Consider the following 17,201-nt stretch of genomic DNA (forward strand, 5'->3'; position numbering starts at 1 on the left):
TCTTGTATCCACTCCTTACCCACTCGCCGTCCCCGCTACGGCTACCACCTGATCTTGATTTTCAGCGGTGTAGCTATTGGGGGGGTACCGATCTAAATGGCGAAATAGAGCAATGGGTTTTTGTACCCGGCAGGAGTAAAACTCCACAATCACCTCGTTGTCTTGGCGTAGCACCACCTTGGGCGAAAAGTCTTCGGGGGGCTTGGTGCGCCACTGCCAGGCGATCTGCTGGGGTGGGGCGGCGACAAAGCGGTGGTGCACCCAGCGGGCATAGCGGCCAAAGCGGCCAAACTCCCGCACCTCGCGGGTAAAGATCGAGGCCGATAAAAATGAGGCTAGAGAGCCGTCGCCATCGACCCCCGCCATTAGGCTGGGCAGCGCACCCATGGGGCTAGGAGCCTGGTCGGGTTGGGTGACCTGGGCGATCGCCTCCTCCAGAAATTCGGTGGTGCTCAGCAACCCTGGCAGAGCTACGGTAATCCCTATGCCGCCGTTGGTATCTTGTCGCAGGTAGGTGACCATGCGAATGCCGGGCCGCATCCACAAACCGGGCAGCTTAGCTAGGGCCTCGGAGGGGTCAATGGTGCTGACAAACCAGCGCCCCTCGGTATTGGGGGCGGGCACATTGTCTTCGGGCATGTCTCCTACCCGAAACAGATCTCCTAGGGCGTTGAGAGAGTCGGGTATGGGGCCATCTTCTGAGGCGTCGGGGTCGGCACTGCCCGGCTGCTGCTCGTGGGGGGGCAACACCAGAGTCTCGCGAACAAACTGGCTAACTTTTTGAACCGTAGATAGTGGATATCTTTGAAACGACATGAATTACCGGAGCAGCAGTTAGCGGAGAAATAGTCGTAATAGCTGGTGAATTTGAGCTGAGTGGGTGAACTTAGGGCGAGTAGGTGAACTGGCAGGTACCGCCAATCATATGTAAGCTTGCCCATGAGGATACCTGTTTGACCCACGAAGGGTGCACCAGGGGATCAAAATTAGACAAATTTCGTATCTATAACAGCGTGGGGGGTACCTTGACCCAGGTATTTTGGCGGTGAGACTGGTGGGCCAGATCCATCAGGTGCTGCGATCGCACCCCATCTGCGATCGACGGCGCTGTCGCCTGGCCCCGGTCGATGTCGCTGACCCAGTGGTTGACCACCCGCACAAAGGGGGCAATGCGGCCATCGGGGTAGGTACTGGGAAACTGGAGGCGATCGGGGATCGCCAGCTCGTCTAACGCTGCGCCGCCCTGGCTGCCCCAGAGCCTAAAGCCGTGGACGTAGTCGGTGAGGTTGTCGCTGCCCAGCACCAGGGTGCCGCGATCGCCGTAGACCTCGACCCAGTGGCCCCGCCCGGCGTAGGTGACAGAGCTAATCGCCACCTGGCAGGGGGCACCGTTGGCCAGGTCTAGAATCAGGCTACAGGTGTCGTCGGCATCTACGGGCTGGAGTTGCCCAGAGGCATCAGGCCGCTGGGGAATGGCCGTGCTGAGTCGGGCGCAGAGGCTGTGAATGGGGCCAAACAGCCAGGTAATGTAGTCAAAACTGTGGGAGGCAAAGGCCCCCAGGGCACCGCCCCCCTGGTCGCGCTGCGAGTACCAGTTCCAGGCGCGGCTGGGGTCGGCCCGGCCCGGCACCGTCCAGGTGATATTCACAAAGCGCAGATTGCCGACGTAGCCCTCAGCCAGCAGTTCGGCCAGGCGCTGCCAGGCGGGCACAAAGCGAAATTCAAAGTCCATGGTGGCGATGAGCCCCTGGTGCTGGGCCAGAGTGGCGATCGCCTCGGCCTCGGCCCCCGACAGGGCGGTGGGTTTCTCTAGCAGCAGATGCTTGCCCGCTGTGAGCACGGTCTTGGCCTGAGCGTGGTGCAGAAACGGTGGCGTGGCCACGGTGACGGCATCGACCTCGGGCAGGGCGACTAGGCTCTCGACGCTGTCGCAGGCGTGGGCAATGCCGTGGGCGGCGGCGATCGCCTGAGCCTGGGCCAGATCGCGGTGGTACACCGCCACCACCTCAGTACGGTGGTGGGCCTGCAACCCAGGAATGTGAACCTTTTGCCCAAACCCAGTGCCCACCACCCCAACGCGAATGGGTGTTTCTGCCATGGCGACCTCCTCAATAGCGGGGCCAATGCCCTATCTCAGAGTAAGGGGGCAGGTGCGATCGCTACAATTAAACTGAGCAGTTTAGTTCTAGCCTCGATCTAAAATTCTCACAGACCCACCCCTACCCCTCCGAGGGGGGAAGCTTCAAACCCCAAAACCCCAAATCCCCATGCAGGTTCCTTTGATTGGTAAAGTGCGTCGCCCCTTAGTGTGGCTGTTGGCTGGGCTAGCTACCGCCGCTGTGGTAGCTGGAGCCGCCGGATTCGGCCTCTGGCGCAGTCGTCAGAGCGCCTACGTGGTAGACGACTTCACCACCCTGGCGGCAATCGAGCCGCTGACGGTGCGAGTGGCCGCCAGCGGCACGGTGCGCCCCGTGCAGACCGTAAACCTCAGCCCTGAGAATGCCGGTATTTTAGAAGAACTCTACGTGGAGCAGGGCGATCGCGTCGAAGCTGGCCAGGTGATCGCCCGCATGCGCAGCCGCGACACCGTCGCCCAGGTACAGCAAAACCAGGCCGCCGTGGCCGAAGCCGAGGCGGCCCTGGCTGATCTGCGCCAGGGCAGCCGCCCCGACGAGATCGCCCAGGCCGAGGCCACGGTCGCCGCCAACCGCGCCCAGGTGCGCGACGTTCAGACTCGGCTAGACCTGGCTACCAGTGAGCTGGCTCGCCGCCAGCAGCTGTTTGACCGGGGGGCCGTAGCCGCCACCGATCTCGATGCCGCTGCCCGCGAGCAGCGCAGTGCCCAGGCCGCCCTAGAGCAGGCCCAGGCCCGTGTCACCGAGTCGCAGCGGCGGGTCGATGACCTGCGCAGTGGGCCGCGCCAAGAGGCGATCGCCCAGGCTGAGGCTCGATTGGCCCAGGCCCGCGCCCAGCTCGATGGCGCTCAAATCCGTCAGGATGAAAGCCTGATTCGCGCCCCCTTTGGCGGCATTGTCACCCAAAAGTTTGCTACTGAGGGGGCCTTTGTCACCCCCACCACCTCCGCCTCTGAGCTGTCTTCGGCTACCTCCACCGCGATCGTGGCCCTGGCCGAAGATCTGGAGGTGCTGGCGGAGGTGCCTGAAGCCGACATCGCCCTGCTAGAGTCGGGTCAGGCGGTAGAAGTAGTGGCCGATGCCTTTCCGGATCAGACCTTTAGGGGCCGGGTGAAGCTGGTGGCCCCTGAGGCGATCGAGCGGCAAAATGTGACGCTGTTTCAGGTGCGCATCGAGCTGCTCGACGGTAAAGAGATTCTACGGTCTAACATGAATGTCAACGTGGCCTTTATCGGCGACCAGCTGGCCAATGCGCTAGTGGTGCCCAGCGTCGCCGTGGTCACCCAGGCGGGCCAAACCGGGGTGCTGGTGCCGGGTGCCAACCGCGATGTTGTCTTTCAGGCTGTCACCCTAGGGCCGCAGGTGGGCAACCAAATTCAAATCGTAGATGGCCTTGAGGAGGGCGATCGCGTCTTTATCGACCTGCCCCCAGGCCGATCGCTCGAAAACATTACCATCCGCCAAGATCGCTAAAATTGTTGTACCCGCCGACCCTAGGCTCGCCATGACGATTGAGATCAGTGATGCTAAAACTCAGGTAGACGGGTTGTCTCTGTACGATACAGATTTTTTGCTGTGGATAGAGACCACCGCTGCCCTGCTCAAAAACCGCAAGTTTGCCAGTCTTGATCTAGACAATCTAATTGAGGAAATTGAGAGTTTGGGCAGGAGTGATAGACGGGCAATTTTGAGCTATCTGGCTCGCCTCTGCGAACATCTGATCAAAATCAAGTACTGGGAGGCAGAACGCCAGCAGTGCCTGCGAGGCTGGAGCATAGAGGTCAATAACTTCCGTAGAGAAATCCATCGGCTGTTAAAAGATAGCCCTAGCCTGAAAACTCACCTACTAGAAAATTTTCAGTCTGAATACCAGGATGCCCGAGACAATGTCTTAATTGCCAGCGATATTGCTCCAGATCTCATCCCTGAAGAGCCGTTTTTTCATCTAGATCAGGCCTTAGAAAAAGGTTGGCTACCACTCCTTACTTTTCTGGAGTAACTTGACTATGAATCTGCAAGAAAGCCTGTCGATGGCGACCAAAACCCTGGCGGCCAACCGCCTGCGCAGCGCCCTGACCATGCTGGGCATTATCATCGGCAATGCTTCGGTGATCACTATGGTAGGTCTGGGCGAGGGGGCGCAGCGCTTCGTCAACGCCCAGCTCGAAACCCTGGGGCCAAATGTGCTGTTTGTGGTGCCGGGCAGTCGCGAAACTCGTCAGTTAGGCTCTTTAGAGGTGCCGCGTACGCTGGTACTGGCCGATGCCGAGGCGATCGCCCAGCAAGTGCCCTCGGTCAGCGCCGTAGCCGCTGAGTCGAGCGGGCGGCAGTTGGTCACCTTTCGTAACCGCAATGCCAATGTCAACGTAGTGGGTGTGACCCCCGACTTTCTCACTGTGCGCAGCTTTGAGGTAGCCAACGGGCGCTTTTTGAGCGATCTCGATGTCACTCGCCGAGGTCAGGTGGCCGTCGTGGGCGGCACCCTGAAAGAACGACTGTTTGACGATGAACCCGCCCTGGGGCAGCAGCTGCGGGTGGGGGGCATCACCTTTGACGTAGTGGGGGTGCTAGAGAAAAAAGGCTCTAACCTGGGGCTCGACTACGACGATGCGGTGATGGTGCCGCTGACCACTAAAGACAGCCGCCTGGCCGGGGGAGCGCGATCGCCCTACGGCATCGAGGTGTCATTTATCACGGTGTCGGCCCGCGATCGCGCCAGCATGGCTACCGCCGAGTTTCAAATCACCAACCTGCTGCGCCTGCGCCACAACATTCGTGAGGAGGATGACTTCTACATCAGCAGCCAAGACTCGTTGCTCACCATTGCCAACACCATTACCGGGGCGCTGACTCTGATGCTGGCGGCGATCGCCGGAATTTCGCTATTTGTGGGCGGCATTGGCATTATGAATATCATGCTGGTGTCGGTGCGTGAGCGTACCCAAGAGATCGGGCTGCGTAAGGCGATCGGCGCGTCCCAGGGCGATATTTTGGGTCAGTTTCTCATTGAGGCGATCATTCTGTCGGTGGCGGGGGGCGTGATCGGCACTGCCGTCGGCGTCAGCGGCATTCTGCTGATTGGGGTGCTGACCCCATTTGAAGCCGGCATTTCGGGCGGGGCGATTTTGCTGACGGTGAGCATTTCTGGCGCTATTGGCCTGTTCTTTGGCGTGTTTCCCGCCCGCCAGGCCGCCAAGCTCGACCCGATTGTGGCGCTGCGTACCGCCTAGATCCCAGCTTACTGAGAATACCTCCATGCAACTACGCCTAGCTACCGAAGCTGACTTGTCAAATCTGGCCGCACTGTATCGAGACACGGTGTTGGTCAACGCACCCCAGCACTACACAGCGGCCCAAACCGCAGCCTGGGCTGCGGTAGACGGCGACAGTCCCCGCTTTCGCCAGTTCATTCTCGATGTCACCACCTACATCGCTGAAGACAGCACGGGCATTCTCGGGTTTGCTGGCATTGGTGACGATGGCCATGTGGCCTCGGCCTACGTGCGCCACGACTGTCTGCACCAGGGCATTGGTTCTACCTTAATGCAGGCGGTGCTGGCCCACGCCCGGTCAAAACAGATATCGCGGCTCTACGCTGAGGCTAGCGAGTTTAGCCTGGGGCTATTTAAAAAATTTGGCTTCTGCCAATACGACACCGAAGTGGTAGAGCATAACGGCGTGCAATTTACCCGACTTTTGGTAGAGCACCTGGGAGACACCCATGGCCTGAAACAGTGACCGTTGAGCAATCTAGACCGAGGCCTAACGGGGACAATCGAACCGGTGGTCTTGGCTACAGAGGCCTAGCTACAGAGCCTTAAACACCACCGAGAGATTGTTGGCCGGCATGGCGACGGTTGTGACCAGCGCCAGCCCCTGGGCCTCGGCGGCGGCGACGACCGCTTCCAAGTCGCGCACTCCCCAGTCTCTGTTTTGGGCCTTGAGCTGCTGATCAAAGGCGGCGTTGCTGGGGGCATTGTGCTGACCGCTCTGCTTAAATGGCCCATAGAGGTAGAGAATGCCATGCCGGGGCAACAGGCGACTGGCCCCAGCCATTAACCCCAGGCAGGCAGACCAGGGCGCGATATGAATCATGTTGATATTGACTAGGGCGGTGATGGGATGACGCCGCAGGTCGAGGGTGGGCAGAGCCTCTGCAAGGGGTTTCGCGGCATGGGCAGACTCGTCTGGCAGATCTTCAACGGGCCATGGCTGGGTCGAGGCGTCGAGGGCAATTGGCCCATGGAGATGGTCAGATGGGGCGACGTTGCGCCAGGCGACAATGCTTTGGCGGGCACCAGGGTCAGGGTCTGAGGTCAGCCACTGGCGCGGGGCCAGGTGGGGGGCAAAAAAAACGGCATGCTCCCCGGTACCGCTAGAAATTTCGAGCACGGTGCCGGTGGGGGGCAGCAGCTGCTGGAGCACGGCTAAAATGGGCGATCGGTTGCGCTCAGTCGCGGGGGCAAAGCGGCGGCTGTCGGGAGTTGATGACATAGCAAGGCCACGGAGTGAGGAGGGGGTGTCGGTCGGGGCTGCTGCCTCGACCGACACTAGGCTACTGCCAACCGGTGCGATCGGCTACGTGCTGGGTTTTAGGATGACTGCGATCAACCCTGACGGTGCTGCAAAATCGCCAAGTATACCAATGCCGGCAGTGTGGTGACCGATAACAGCACTCCCTACAGCCTCCAGCGGGCACCGTCCGGTTCTAGAGTTTTAGCCATGTGGTTTTCCTCTCCTAGATAGCCCCGCTGTGCCAAGGCTGGGCTATTTTTGCTTTTTGATCGAGCGGCGATCGCGGGGCAGGGTTTCGTTCTGTGTTAAAAGGAATGGGTAGCAATAAGTACCGTCTATGAACGTTTTGGGTGCCCCCCGCAAAGCCCTGCTACCGAGGCTGGACGCCTGGACGGTGGGGGTTGGGCTGATTGCCCTGGTGATGTTGTTGCCAGTGGCAATCATTCTCACGGGGCTCTTGACCAACTCCAGCGAAACCTGGGGCCATTTGGTGGCGACAGTGCTGCCCGAGTACATCCGCAACTCCCTGGTGCTGATGGTGGGGGTGGGTTTGGGGGTGTTGGCCATTGGCGTCAGCACGGCCTGGCTGGTGAGCACCTGCCAGTTTTGGGGCAGGCGTTGGTTTGAGTGGCTGCTGCTGCTGCCCCTGGCAGCTCCCACCTACATTCTGGCCTACGTTTACACCGATACGCTGGAGTACTTTGGCCCGGTGCAGACGGCGCTGCGGGGCCTGTTTGGCTGGCAGCGGGCGACCGACTACTGGTTCCCCAACATTCGCTCCATTGAGGGGGCGATTTTGCTGTTTAGCCTGACCCTCTACCCCTATGTGTATCTGCTGGCGCGGGTGGCGTTTTTAGAGCAATCTACCGCCACGCTGGAGGCGAGTCGATCGCTGGGCTGTGGCCCCTGGCGCAGCTTTCGCTCGGTGGCGCTGCCCATGGCGCGACCGGCGATCGCCGCTGGTACCGCCCTAGCCCTGATGGAAACGCTGAATGACTTTGGCACCGTGGCCTACTTTAGTGTGGCTACCTTTACCACGGGCATCTACCGCACCTGGTTTGGCATGGGCGATCGCCCGGCGGCGGTGCAACTCTCAGCGCTGCTGCTGCTGTTTATTTTTGCCCTAGTGGTGCTAGAGCAGCGATCGCGGCGGCGGGCGCGCTATTACCAGGGTATGGGGCGATCGGTGTCGCAGTCGCGCTATGGGTTGGGAGGCCTGCGGGCGGTGGGTGCCTGGGTGACCTGCTTTGTGCCGGTGCTGCTGGGGCTGATTGTGCCCACCGGGCTGCTGCTAGCCATGACCCTACGCAATGCTGAGGCTACCCTCAACCGCAGCTTTTGGGCGCTGAGTCGCAATAGTCTGGTGCTGGCGGTGTTGGCGGCGGCGCTGGCGGTCGTTTTGTCGCTGGTGATGGCCTACGGTCTGCGGCTCAACTCCACGCCGTTCTTGAAAATGGCGGTGCAGGGGGCCAATCTGGGCTACGCCGTCCCCGGTGCGGTGATTGCGGTGGGTACGCTGATTCCTCTGGCGCGGTTTGACAATGCGATCGATGCCTGGATGCGGCAGACCTTTGGCTTTTCTACCGGGCTGCTGCTGAGCGGCACCATTATTGCGCTGTTGTTTGCCTACCTGGTGCGGTTTTTGGCGGTCAGCTTTGGGGCCGTCGAGGCGGGCCTGGGCAAAATCAAGCCGTCGCTAGATGACGCTGCCCGCAGCCTGGGCCAAAGCCCGCGCCAAACTCTGCTCAAAATTCACCGTCCGCTGCTGGGCAGCAGTCTGCTCACCGCTACCATGATGGTGTTTGTGGATGTGATGAAGGAGCTGCCCGCTACGCTGATCATTCGCCCGTTTAATTTTGACACTCTGGCGGTGCGGGTCTACCAGTATGCCGCCGACGAGCGGCTGATCGAGGCCTCGGCCCCGGCGCTGGCGATCATTTTGGTGGGGCTGCTGCCGGTGCTGTGGCTGAGCAAACAGATCGCCAACGAGGGCAAGGTCTGAAATTGGCCGCTGAGTGGCATAGGTCGCTATGCTCTAGTCAGAATCTAGATCTCCCTGGGGAACCGCAGCATGGCCCAAACCCTTGGCATTACCAAAGCGATTACTAGCCTCACTGAGGCCCATGCTCGACTCAATCTCAGCCGGGCGGCTGACCCCAGCTTTTTTGCCGAGTGGCAGACCAATTTACCAACCCTGACCAAGACCGAACAGAGCACCCTAGATAGGCTAAAAGCCCGCTATCAGTATTATCAGGCCGATGGAGCCATTACAGAAAGCACGGTGGATATTATTTTGGTATCGCCTCTGCTGGATTTGCTGGGGCTATGCGACCCGCCCTACAAAATTCAGGGTGAAAAGTTTGTTCGGTTTGAAATTGAAGATGGCGACACGCTGCTGGAAGGTTTGATTGATGTTTTGGTGATTCAGGATAACTTTTGGCTGGTGCTGCTGGAGAGCAAGCGCTATGGGTTTAGCGTGATGCAGGCTCTTCCCCAAACGCTGACTTATATGGTGAGCAATGACACCCAGAAAACTCCTGTGTTTGGAATGATTACCACGGGTGAGGACTATCTGTTTGTGAAGCTAGACCCCCAACGGCAGCAGTATGACGTTTCTGATAAATTTACTCTCTCGACCCGTCAGGGAAACCAGCTCTACGCTGTGACGGCTATTTTGAGACGGTTGATCGTACGGGATGAGGCGTAGCAGATTTCAGCAGACTCTAATCTATCTGTTTAAGGCCTAGACTAGAAGCTACAGCGGCTTTAGGGTATCCCAACTATGGTGAGCAGCGCAGGCGTTAGGGAAGCCATTACGACGATAAACGATCTGCAACAGCGCCTAGGACTGGTGCAAACCCAAAACATCAATTTTTTCTCTGAATGGGTGGATGACCTGCCAACTTTGACGCCTCAGCAGCTAGCGGGTATTGAGCGCCTTAAACAGCGCTACGACTATCATCGCGCCGATGGGCTACTGCTAGAGGGCACCATTAACCTGGTGGTTGTCGCACCCTTGCTTGAACTGTTAGATTTTATTGACCCTCCTTTTCGCCTTAAGTCACCCCACGGAATTGCGATCGACCTGCAAGATCCAGAGGAGACCGTGCGAGGTTTTATTGATGTACTGGTTTTGCAAGAGCGACTTTGGATTTTGACGGTGGAGTCTAAGCGCACCAGTATTTCTGTGCCTGCGGCGTTGCCCCAGCTGCTGGCCTATATGGCGGCAAACCCTGACCTGCAACAGCCTAGCTATGGCATGGCCACCAATGGGGATGAATTTGTCTTTTTGAAACTGGATACTGGGCTAGAATACGATGCCTCTCGCTCGTTCTCGCTATTTCCTCAGCGCCATGAACTGGGGCAGGTAGCTCAGATTCTTAAGGTTTTGGGTCAGAAGGTATTGGAACAATAATCGTGGATTATCCCCAAGGTCAGGTAAAGGACTGAATTAGATAACAAAGTTCGTCAGGGCAGAGAGCTTTCAAGCATGGCGGCAGCCTGTTGGGCTGTTTCTACAAATTCTGGGCATCGCTGCATGACTTGTGCCACTAATAGTAACTTTCGTTTCAACTCCAAGGGAATGATGTCTTGATCGAGAAGGGCTTTTAAGTTGGCCAGCCCTTTTTCGGCATCATTGAGAGCAATGAGGTAAAAAGCCTTAACAGCTTCAAGGCTGTCATCCTGTTGACAAAGCTGATAGCCTTGCTGCCAGTTGTCCTGGGCTGTCTCCCATTTCCCCTGTAGAGCCCGGAGTAATCCGTAATTAAACAAATTAGCCCAGTCAGCTTCTTCAAGCGATCTTTCTAGGGCTTCTTGGGCATTTTTGTAGTCTTCGACTACCACATAGATCCAACCAAGAGAATTAAAGCTACCTCTATTTGGATCAATGGCGATCGCCTGCTGGAAGGCAGCGATCGCCTCGTCGTAGCGACCCTGAGCCCAGTACACATTGCCGAGATTGTTGTGGGGATAGGCGAATTTGGGGTCGAGGGCAGCTGCTTGGTAGTAGGCGGCGATCGCCTCATCATAGCGACCCTGATCTCGATACACATTACCGAGGCCGTTGTAGGGATAAGCGAATTTGGGGTCGAGGGCAGCTGCTTGGTGGTAGGCGACGATCGCCTCATCATAGCGACCCTGACCTCGATACACATTGCCGAGGTTATTGTGGGGGCCGGCGAATTTGGGGTCGAGGGCAGCTGCTTGGTTGTAGGCGGCGATCGCCTCACCGTAGTGGCCCTGGTTGCTGTATACATTACCGAGGCCGTTGTGGGGAACCGCCTCTTTGGGGTCGAGGGCGATCGCCTGGTTGTAGGCGGCGATCGCCTCGTCGTAGCGGCCCTGATCGTTGTACACATTGCCGAGGCCGTTATGGGGAGCGGCATCTTTGGGGTCGAGGGCGATCGCCTGTTGGTAGGTGGCGATCGCCTCGTCGTAGCGGCCCTGATCGTTGTACACATTGCCGAGGCCGTTATGGGGAGCGGCATCTTTGGGGTCGAGGGCGATCGCCTGGTTGTAGGCAGCAATCGCCTCCTCTACCTTATTTGAGAGATTACAAATAACGGCAAAACGGTAATGACAATCACTTCGTGATGCCTCTAAAGCCAAAGCACGTGCAATGGCCTGTTCTCCTTCTGTTGAATAGACGGCATCATTCGGGTCATCTGGCCAGATAAACTTGCCGCTGATGCGATAAAATCCCTGGGCCAAATCTTTTCGGAGTTGATTAAAGCCAGCGGGTAGATGCTTTTCAGCAGTTAGGCAGCAGGTCAATGCGTCAGCAAAGCTTCCTTGGCGAAAGGCTAGCTGCCCCTTCTTTATCCACAAAAGAGTGTCTTGTTCGGCCTGATTGCCGTCTGCTAGCCAACCTCGTTGGCTTAGCTTCTCCAGGTCCTTCAGCACTGCATCCACCGTATCCAAATCAGCATCAAAATCCAGCGCATTCTCGAAGCGCAAAAGACGTTTTGAACTGTCTGTCCCCAGGCAGGGTCGAAACGCTTCGGCAATTTCCAGCAAACTGCGCGTCCAGTCTCGGTCATACTGCCAGCCTTCCACAAAGCGAGGCACCAAATACCGCATGCCCGCATCTTCGCTGCGCCAAAACTGGTGGTGGGCCAGATCTAGCAGGGTTTCGGCCAGGGCGTCTTCAGCCAGTTTTTCGGCGGTGTCGGTAATGCCGCGCCCTTTTTCTTCAATCTGCAACTCCAGCCAGGCAATGGCGCGGTCATTCAGGGTTTGCACTCGTGGGCTGGTGCGTCGCAGGTCGGCCTGCAAATAAGCCCGCAAAAACTGGGTCAGCTTTTCATCCAGCCGCAGTTGCTCTACCCAAATAAAGCCGTAGCGTTCTTTTAATCCTTGTAGCCGAGCTTCTAGATCCGTTTCATCCAGCATTTGCCGCAGCAGGTCGGCATCGGGGCGGCGCATGAGGGCCAGCGCATAGATCGCCTCCAGGTCGGCCTCCTGCTCTGGTGCACCAAAGCAGTGCACCAAAAACCGTTCGCTGGTTTCGGTAACCACCTGGTCATAGGCTGAGACTCCACTTCCCAAAGTGGGGATGGGGATGGGGGCCACAATTTCCTCAATCGGTTTGCCTTCGCGCCACATCACCGCCGCTTGGCGAATCACAAAGGGAATGCCCAGGCTAAACCGGGCTACTGCATCGGCTTGGTCTTCGGTAATGGGCTGACTAGGGGCTACCTGGGCAAAGTACTGCTGAATTAAATCAGGCCCAAACTCGCTCAGGGCTTTGGCGTAGATTTGGTTTTCGGTAAAGTCGCGCTTGTAGCCGCGAAAATAGTCCTTGCCTCGCTGGCCACTATCGGCCAGGTTGCTGCGGCCAGCGATGACCCATAGGGCTTGGTCGCCGCTGGTCTGCATCACCCGCCGCAGGGTATAGTCGCAGGCCGGGCGATCGACAATTTCGTAGGTGTCAAACAGCAGCACCAGAGGCCGCCGCTGGCTCAATCGGGCAATACCTTTGCCTAAGGCTTCTGCCAATCGTTCGTGGGGCTGTTCGTACAGCTCATATTCCTGAGGTGTGAGCGCCTTTTGCACAAACTGCCGGGTCTGGTACAGCCCTTCAGCCGTAACCTTAAACGTCGTATCCAACGTCGATTCCAGCGGCTCTTGAGGGACAGTGGCCATGCCCACATGCAAGCGAATCAGGTAAGCCACGCCCTTTGCCCCCAGCTTGCTCACCTGGTCAGGCAGAGAGTTGTCCGGTTGTCCCTGCATGGCTTTGTTGACCTTTTCCTCAGCCTGGTTCAACTCCTTCAAGGCTTTTTCGTAGTCACCAAAACCATTGCCCCCGTAAGCTTTAGCCAGAGCTTTGTGCAATACCCGCAGCACCGTTTCGGGCGAAATATTGTCGTGGCCTACCTGCAAATCGACGGTTAGCTTTTGCTCCTGCTCCCAATCGAGAAACAGAGTATTGACTTGGCCCTTAAAGGGCGATTCGCTTTGGGCAATGGTGTGAAGCCGCCGGGTGAGGGTGGTTTTGCCCATGCCCCCCGGCCCATAGAACAAAAGTACCGAGGGCTCTGGGGTGGAGTCGCGCTGGGGCAACAGTTTACCCAGGGTGGGCAGGTGTCGCTGGGGCCAGTTGGGGATCAGGGGCATCAGCGATCGCCGAAACTGTCGCTGTTCCTCGGTTCTGGCTAGAAAGATGTCTTGTCCCATAACCCCAGCCGCCCAAATTTCGTTCTATCCTAGCCCAGGCAACTGAACCATACAACGCGAATAGACCTTCATCATCAGCGGTTATGCCTCAAGCGCATGCCCACCTACATGGGCGACTACCTCTGGCTCTGCGACACCCACTATCAAGCCGCTTAGCCCAAAATTCCCGATCGCATCGAATAGCCACTCAAAAAAGTCGGGTGCCTGCTGGCTTAGAAGCAAAGCCTCTAAACCCCAGCTAGGCACCCGACCCCTAAAGCGAGAGATCGCTAAAGTGAAAACCCTACTTCCAGCCAGCGCGATCGGTGATGCGCAGGGCTTCGGGGTTGTTGCGGCCAAACACATCGGCGTTGAGAGGGTCGGCCTTAAATTCGCCAAAGCTGGCTACCACCGAGTCGATCGCAACGCCTTCTACCACAGGGTATTCGTTGTTGCTTTCAGCAAAAATGCGCTGGGCCTCGGGGCTGGCCAGATATTCCAAAAACTTCACCGCTGCTTCGGCATTGGGCGCGGTCTTGACCACCCCAGCGCCGCTGATGTTGACATGGGTACCGCGCCCGTTGGGGCCATCGCCCTGGTTGGGGAAAAACACCCCCAGCGCGTTGGCGACGGCCTGGTCTTCAGCGCTGTCAGACTTGACCAGGCGGGCAAAGTAATAGGTATTGGCGATCGCAATATCGCCCAGCCCAGCGGCAGCGGCCTTGATCTGGTCGGTGTCGCCCCCCTCAGGGTCGCGGGCCAGGTTGGCCACCAGACCCCGCGCCCATTCCTCAGTCTCTTCGGCCCCGTGGGCGGCAATCATCGAGCCCACCATCGACTGGTTGTAAATATTGGTCGAGCTGCGAATCAAAATGCGGCCGCGCCACTTGGGGTCGGCCAGGTCTTCGTAGGTCGATAGCTCGGCGGGGTTAACGGTGTCTTTGTTGTAAAAAATCACCCGCGCCCGCTGGGTGAGGCCAAACCACAGCCCGTCGGGGTGGCGCAGGTTTGCGGGAATGGCGGCATCCAAAATCGATGACGTCACCGGTTGGAACATGTCTTCTTGCTCGGCCCGCCATAGGCGACCGGCATCGACCGTCATGAGAATGTCGGCAGGGCTGTTTTGCCCTTCGTTCTTGATGCGCTCGATCAGCTGATCGGCCTCGGCCTCAACCACGTTGACGCGAATGCCCGTCGCTTCGCGAAAGCCGGTGTAGAGCTGGTCGTCGGTGTCGTAGTGGCGAGACGAATAGAGATTGACCACCGGGCCACGGCCAAAGCCAAACTGGGCGGTGGCAGGGCGCTGACGCCCATAGCCTATGGCTACGGCGGTGGCGGCGGCACTGGCACCCAAAAATGCGCGTCTTCCTAGTTTCATCAGGGTTTTACCTCCAAAAAATATAAATCTCAACCAAACCGCTGGCAGCACCTAGCTAGATCGCTCCAGGCCGTTGAGATGTCAGATTGCATTGTATCGCTTATTGCGACCGTTTCTTGATAATGCCGCGTTTGTATCCCACCCTGTGGCGGATAGTCTCAATATCTTTAAGCTAGATCGGCATCTCTGACAATGCTATGATTCCCTAAAAATAGGGGCTTGAGACTACAGAAGAATGGCTTTAGAATAAAGCTAAGAAGAATAAGTCCTGTTAGCTTAACCGCATCTGCGATCGCAACCTTTCGACAATGACTCCCAGACTTACGACCCCGCCTTTTGCCCTGAGCCGCCCTGCATCAAAGCCCAAGGGGCGATCGCGGTCTTGGTTGGGGATGGTGTGTGCGATCGCCTCTCTCGCCGCCCACGGGGCTCTGCTGGCCATGGTTGTTCCCCACTCAGACCCAGCGCCGCCACCGGTCGAAGATCTGGCTGAAACGCCCCCGCCCCTAGACGATGTGTCCGTCACGGTGATCCCTAAATCTGCGGTAGCTCCTCCTCCAGACGTAGTTCTAGCCGCACCGGTAGCGGCGGCCCCGGTTGCTCAGGTCGCCCCCCAGGCTCCGACAGCGCCGATTCCTACTGTTGCGCCAGCAGCATCGCCTCAGCCCCAGCCCGTAGCGGCAGCCCCAGCAGCCCTTCCCTTTACGCCCCCGCCTGCCCCTGCTGACCCAGAACCGCCTGCCCCGCCAGCGCTCTACGCCAACTTTCCTCACTTAGAGGGTGCCCAGGCCGCCTGCGAAGGGGTGGCCGACTGCTGGCGCAGCCCCGTCAGCGGCACCTGGCGCAGTGCCGCAGGCGATCTGCAAGCCCGGCTAAAGGCCCAGGGCTACACCGTGCGCGACATTACCGGCGAAGTCTTGGCCATCGACACGGGGGTGCGGGTCTATGCCGTCAGCAAGCCCGGCGAGGCCGAATATTATCTCAATCTGGTTTCTGTGCAGGAGGGCGTGCTCTACACCATGACCGCCGAGCCCATCACCTCTGACGAAATTCAAACCTTGCAGCGATCGTAGCTTGAGCTCCTCCGGTTGAGACCCAGCCGCGACCACGGGGCGCGATCGCTCATTGCAACATCATTGCAGGCAGATGTGGGGATGACCTAAAGGGTGATCTCCTTTTTTGCTGTGGGCTTTTCTCCCTCCAATGAGCGATATCGATCGCCCGTCATCGTTGTTACAACGCCACAACAGCCGCCAGCTTTGCGACTGCTGGGGGCTTGCCATCGGGCGATCGAGCAGGCATACATTGCTGACCCTTTGAAGGCCACAGCGAGCTATGTACCAGCGGGGCGGGGCTGCTGTTAACCCTCAGCAAGCCGCTGGTGTCATGGCACCCGTTGAGAAAACCCCAATCAAATGATTAAGGAGAACCCCAATGACTATGTTGAAAGCGATCCGCCAGGGGATGATTGCCCTGTGTCTGGGGGTGGTGCTACTGACCACCAGCGCCTGTGGTAGCGCCTCCTCAACCAGCACTGCCCCTGGGTTAGCGCCTACGGTGGCCTACGGCCAGCTAGAACGGGGTGACACTGCCAGCGGCGAAAGCTATGGCCGCTGGGTGATGCAAACCGCCCGAGGGCTGGTGAGCGATGCCTTTGTTCGCGATAACGACAAACTGGGCGTTGTGATCTCGCCAGAGGTCAAGCCGCAGGAGGTCAAGACGCTGGCCCAATCGCTCTTGCAGGGATTCCATAAAAAATTTCCTAACCGAGACCTCAGTGTGCTGGTCTATGCCCCCGATAAAGAGCTGATCTTGACCGCCAACTACGACGAGACAACCCAGCAAATTAGATACCAGTAGAAGCCCGCCTCAGGCATCAAAACTCAAGCATGAAAAATTAGGAGACCCTATGACTAGCAGCAAAGACTATAAACGCCAGATTATGAATGACCTGGCCGGTGGCAATGTTGACAACATTGATGACCTCGCCACTCAACCTGAAAAGGAATACGCCAATTTTGACGATTTTGCCAACCGTTCGTCTCGCGATGAGCGGCGGCAGCTGGTGGGTCGCGGGTTTCACCCCGATCGCATTCCTCCCAGCGAGATGGAGCCCGAACTGCGCCAGGCGATCGCACAAATTAAACCTAACGAACGGGATGACGTTGCCCGCGACTTGGTTAAGCATCTCAAAGGCCGTGGCCTAAGCGATCGCGATCTGGAAAAACAGCTGGGGCTGTCTACCCACCACGCCAGCCGCATGAGCGAAGATGACGTGACCAAGCTAGCGGCTTTTACCTACCACAGCCACCCAGATATTTTTCAGGATGTGCTGGCCGATCAACCCGGAATTCTGAAGTTTTTCAGCAATCCCCTGGTGGGGGCAGCGGTAGGGGCGATCGCTGCCAAGTGGCTGAGCAAGCGCTAGACTCCTGACGCACCTACGGGTGCTATCCCCCCTGGCTTTCACTGCGGATCTATTGACCTGTTTAAGGTTGATAGATCCGCTTTGC

The 17,201-nt window shown here is 58.2% G+C and carries 15 protein-coding genes; 10 read left to right on the forward strand and 5 right to left on the reverse strand.

Annotated elements, in window-relative coordinates; all coding sequences use genetic code 11:
- Window positions 1-15 precede the first annotated feature (15 nt).
- Together AC0QKW_RS20990 and AC0QKW_RS20995 are read right to left on the reverse strand one after the other, a co-directional pair.
- On the reverse strand, window positions 16-816 hold the full coding sequence (locus AC0QKW_RS20990) for a hypothetical protein (protein ID WP_473153051.1): 801 nt from the start codon (window positions 814-816) through the stop codon (window positions 16-18).
- A 187-nt stretch (window positions 817-1,003) separates the two neighbouring features.
- On the reverse strand, window positions 1,004-2,098 hold the full coding sequence (locus AC0QKW_RS20995) for a Gfo/Idh/MocA family protein (protein ID WP_473153052.1): 1,095 nt from the start codon (window positions 2,096-2,098) through the stop codon (window positions 1,004-1,006).
- 169 nt (window positions 2,099-2,267) lie between these two features.
- Between AC0QKW_RS20995 and AC0QKW_RS21000 the strand changes: the two genes are divergently transcribed.
- From AC0QKW_RS21000 to AC0QKW_RS21015, 4 genes are read left to right on the forward strand one after another with little or no spacing between them, the layout of a single operon-like run.
- Entirely contained in the window at window positions 2,268-3,608 is a 1,341-nt protein-coding gene (locus AC0QKW_RS21000) for an efflux RND transporter periplasmic adaptor subunit (protein WP_473153053.1), read from the forward strand.
- A gap of 31 nt (window positions 3,609-3,639) precedes the next feature.
- Window positions 3,640-4,134, forward strand: a complete 495-nt coding sequence (locus AC0QKW_RS21005) for a DUF29 domain-containing protein (RefSeq protein WP_473153054.1) — start codon at window positions 3,640-3,642, stop codon at window positions 4,132-4,134.
- 7 nt (window positions 4,135-4,141) lie between these two features.
- On the forward strand, window positions 4,142-5,365 hold the full coding sequence (locus AC0QKW_RS21010; protein WP_473153055.1) for an ABC transporter permease: 1,224 nt from the start codon (window positions 4,142-4,144) through the stop codon (window positions 5,363-5,365).
- Between the two features lie 25 nt (window positions 5,366-5,390).
- Window positions 5,391-5,873 carry a GNAT family N-acetyltransferase gene (locus AC0QKW_RS21015; protein ID WP_473153056.1) on the forward strand — a complete coding sequence of 161 codons (483 nt, stop codon included), beginning with the start codon at window positions 5,391-5,393 and terminating at the stop codon, window positions 5,871-5,873.
- Between the two features lie 69 nt (window positions 5,874-5,942).
- On the opposite strand, the gene AC0QKW_RS21020 is transcribed toward AC0QKW_RS21015, so the two are convergent.
- Window positions 5,943-6,629 carry a DUF938 domain-containing protein gene (locus AC0QKW_RS21020; RefSeq protein WP_473153057.1) on the reverse strand — a complete coding sequence of 229 codons (687 nt, stop codon included), beginning with the start codon at window positions 6,627-6,629 and terminating at the stop codon, window positions 5,943-5,945.
- A gap of 358 nt (window positions 6,630-6,987) precedes the next feature.
- Here AC0QKW_RS21020 and AC0QKW_RS21025 point away from each other — a divergent pair, with 358 nt between their 5' ends.
- The 3 genes from AC0QKW_RS21025 (at window position 6,988) to AC0QKW_RS21035 (ending at window position 10,065) form a co-directional block, all read left to right on the forward strand.
- The gene (locus AC0QKW_RS21025; protein WP_473153058.1) at window positions 6,988-8,652 is read left to right on the forward strand and encodes an ABC transporter permease; all 1,665 of its coding nucleotides are present in this window, start codon (window positions 6,988-6,990) and stop codon (window positions 8,650-8,652) included.
- A 69-nt stretch (window positions 8,653-8,721) separates the two neighbouring features.
- Complete coding sequence (locus AC0QKW_RS21030; RefSeq protein ID WP_473153059.1) at window positions 8,722-9,357, forward strand: type I restriction endonuclease subunit R; 636 nt, start codon at window positions 8,722-8,724, stop codon at window positions 9,355-9,357.
- Between the two features lie 75 nt (window positions 9,358-9,432).
- Window positions 9,433-10,065 (forward strand): type I restriction endonuclease subunit R, encoded by a 633-nt coding sequence (locus AC0QKW_RS21035; RefSeq protein WP_473153060.1) that lies wholly within the window; start codon window positions 9,433-9,435, stop codon window positions 10,063-10,065.
- 53 nt (window positions 10,066-10,118) lie between these two features.
- Here the strand turns inward: AC0QKW_RS21035 and AC0QKW_RS21040 are convergent, their stop codons facing one another.
- Both AC0QKW_RS21040 and AC0QKW_RS21045 read right to left on the reverse strand, forming a co-directional pair.
- A complete protein-coding gene (locus AC0QKW_RS21040; protein ID WP_473153061.1) occupies window positions 10,119-13,331 on the reverse strand; it encodes a tetratricopeptide repeat protein in 3,213 nt (1,070 codons plus the stop codon).
- 283 nt (window positions 13,332-13,614) lie between these two features.
- The gene (locus AC0QKW_RS21045; protein WP_473153062.1) at window positions 13,615-14,688 is read right to left on the reverse strand and encodes a Fe(3+) ABC transporter substrate-binding protein; all 1,074 of its coding nucleotides are present in this window, start codon (window positions 14,686-14,688) and stop codon (window positions 13,615-13,617) included.
- Window positions 14,689-14,996: 308 nt separating this feature from the next.
- Here AC0QKW_RS21045 and AC0QKW_RS21050 point away from each other — a divergent pair, with 308 nt between their 5' ends.
- The 3 genes from AC0QKW_RS21050 (at window position 14,997) to AC0QKW_RS21060 (ending at window position 17,116) form a co-directional block, all read left to right on the forward strand.
- On the forward strand, window positions 14,997-15,761 hold the full coding sequence (locus AC0QKW_RS21050) for a hypothetical protein (protein WP_473153063.1): 765 nt from the start codon (window positions 14,997-14,999) through the stop codon (window positions 15,759-15,761).
- A gap of 361 nt (window positions 15,762-16,122) precedes the next feature.
- The gene (locus tag AC0QKW_RS21055; RefSeq protein WP_473153064.1) at window positions 16,123-16,548 is read left to right on the forward strand and encodes a hypothetical protein; all 426 of its coding nucleotides are present in this window, start codon (window positions 16,123-16,125) and stop codon (window positions 16,546-16,548) included.
- A gap of 49 nt (window positions 16,549-16,597) precedes the next feature.
- Entirely contained in the window at window positions 16,598-17,116 is a 519-nt protein-coding gene (locus AC0QKW_RS21060; RefSeq protein WP_473153065.1) for a hypothetical protein, read from the forward strand.
- The last annotated feature ends 85 nt before the right edge of the window (window positions 17,117-17,201 follow it).

The organism is Pseudanabaena sp. PCC 9330 (assembly GCF_055795045.1).

Excerpts from the sequence above, each read along its gene's own strand:
- AC0QKW_RS21060 (WP_473153065.1), top strand. The coding sequence starts at position 16,598 with ATGACTAGCAGCAAAGACTATAAACGCCAGATTATGAATGACCTGGCC.
- AC0QKW_RS21035 (WP_473153060.1), top strand. The coding sequence starts at position 9,433 with ATGGTGAGCAGCGCAGGCGTTAGGGAAGCCATTACGACGATAAACGAT.
- AC0QKW_RS21050 (WP_473153063.1), top strand. The coding sequence starts at position 14,997 with ATGACTCCCAGACTTACGACCCCGCCTTTTGCCCTGAGCCGCCCTGCA.
- AC0QKW_RS21045 (WP_473153062.1), bottom strand. The coding sequence starts at position 14,688 with ATGAAACTAGGAAGACGCGCATTTTTGGGTGCCAGTGCCGCCGCCACC.
- AC0QKW_RS20995 (WP_473153052.1), bottom strand. The coding sequence starts at position 2,098 with ATGGCAGAAACACCCATTCGCGTTGGGGTGGTGGGCACTGGGTTTGGG.
- AC0QKW_RS20990 (WP_473153051.1), bottom strand. The coding sequence starts at position 816 with ATGTCGTTTCAAAGATATCCACTATCTACGGTTCAAAAAGTTAGCCAG.
- AC0QKW_RS21000 (WP_473153053.1), top strand. The coding sequence starts at position 2,268 with ATGCAGGTTCCTTTGATTGGTAAAGTGCGTCGCCCCTTAGTGTGGCTG.
- AC0QKW_RS21005 (WP_473153054.1), top strand. The coding sequence starts at position 3,640 with ATGACGATTGAGATCAGTGATGCTAAAACTCAGGTAGACGGGTTGTCT.
- AC0QKW_RS21025 (WP_473153058.1), top strand. The coding sequence starts at position 6,988 with ATGAACGTTTTGGGTGCCCCCCGCAAAGCCCTGCTACCGAGGCTGGAC.
- AC0QKW_RS21055 (WP_473153064.1), top strand. The coding sequence starts at position 16,123 with ATGACTATGTTGAAAGCGATCCGCCAGGGGATGATTGCCCTGTGTCTG.
- AC0QKW_RS21040 (WP_473153061.1), bottom strand. The coding sequence starts at position 13,331 with ATGGGACAAGACATCTTTCTAGCCAGAACCGAGGAACAGCGACAGTTT.
- AC0QKW_RS21020 (WP_473153057.1), bottom strand. The coding sequence starts at position 6,629 with ATGTCATCAACTCCCGACAGCCGCCGCTTTGCCCCCGCGACTGAGCGC.
- AC0QKW_RS21030 (WP_473153059.1), top strand. The coding sequence starts at position 8,722 with ATGGCCCAAACCCTTGGCATTACCAAAGCGATTACTAGCCTCACTGAG.
- AC0QKW_RS21015 (WP_473153056.1), top strand. The coding sequence starts at position 5,391 with ATGCAACTACGCCTAGCTACCGAAGCTGACTTGTCAAATCTGGCCGCA.
- AC0QKW_RS21010 (WP_473153055.1), top strand. The coding sequence starts at position 4,142 with ATGAATCTGCAAGAAAGCCTGTCGATGGCGACCAAAACCCTGGCGGCC.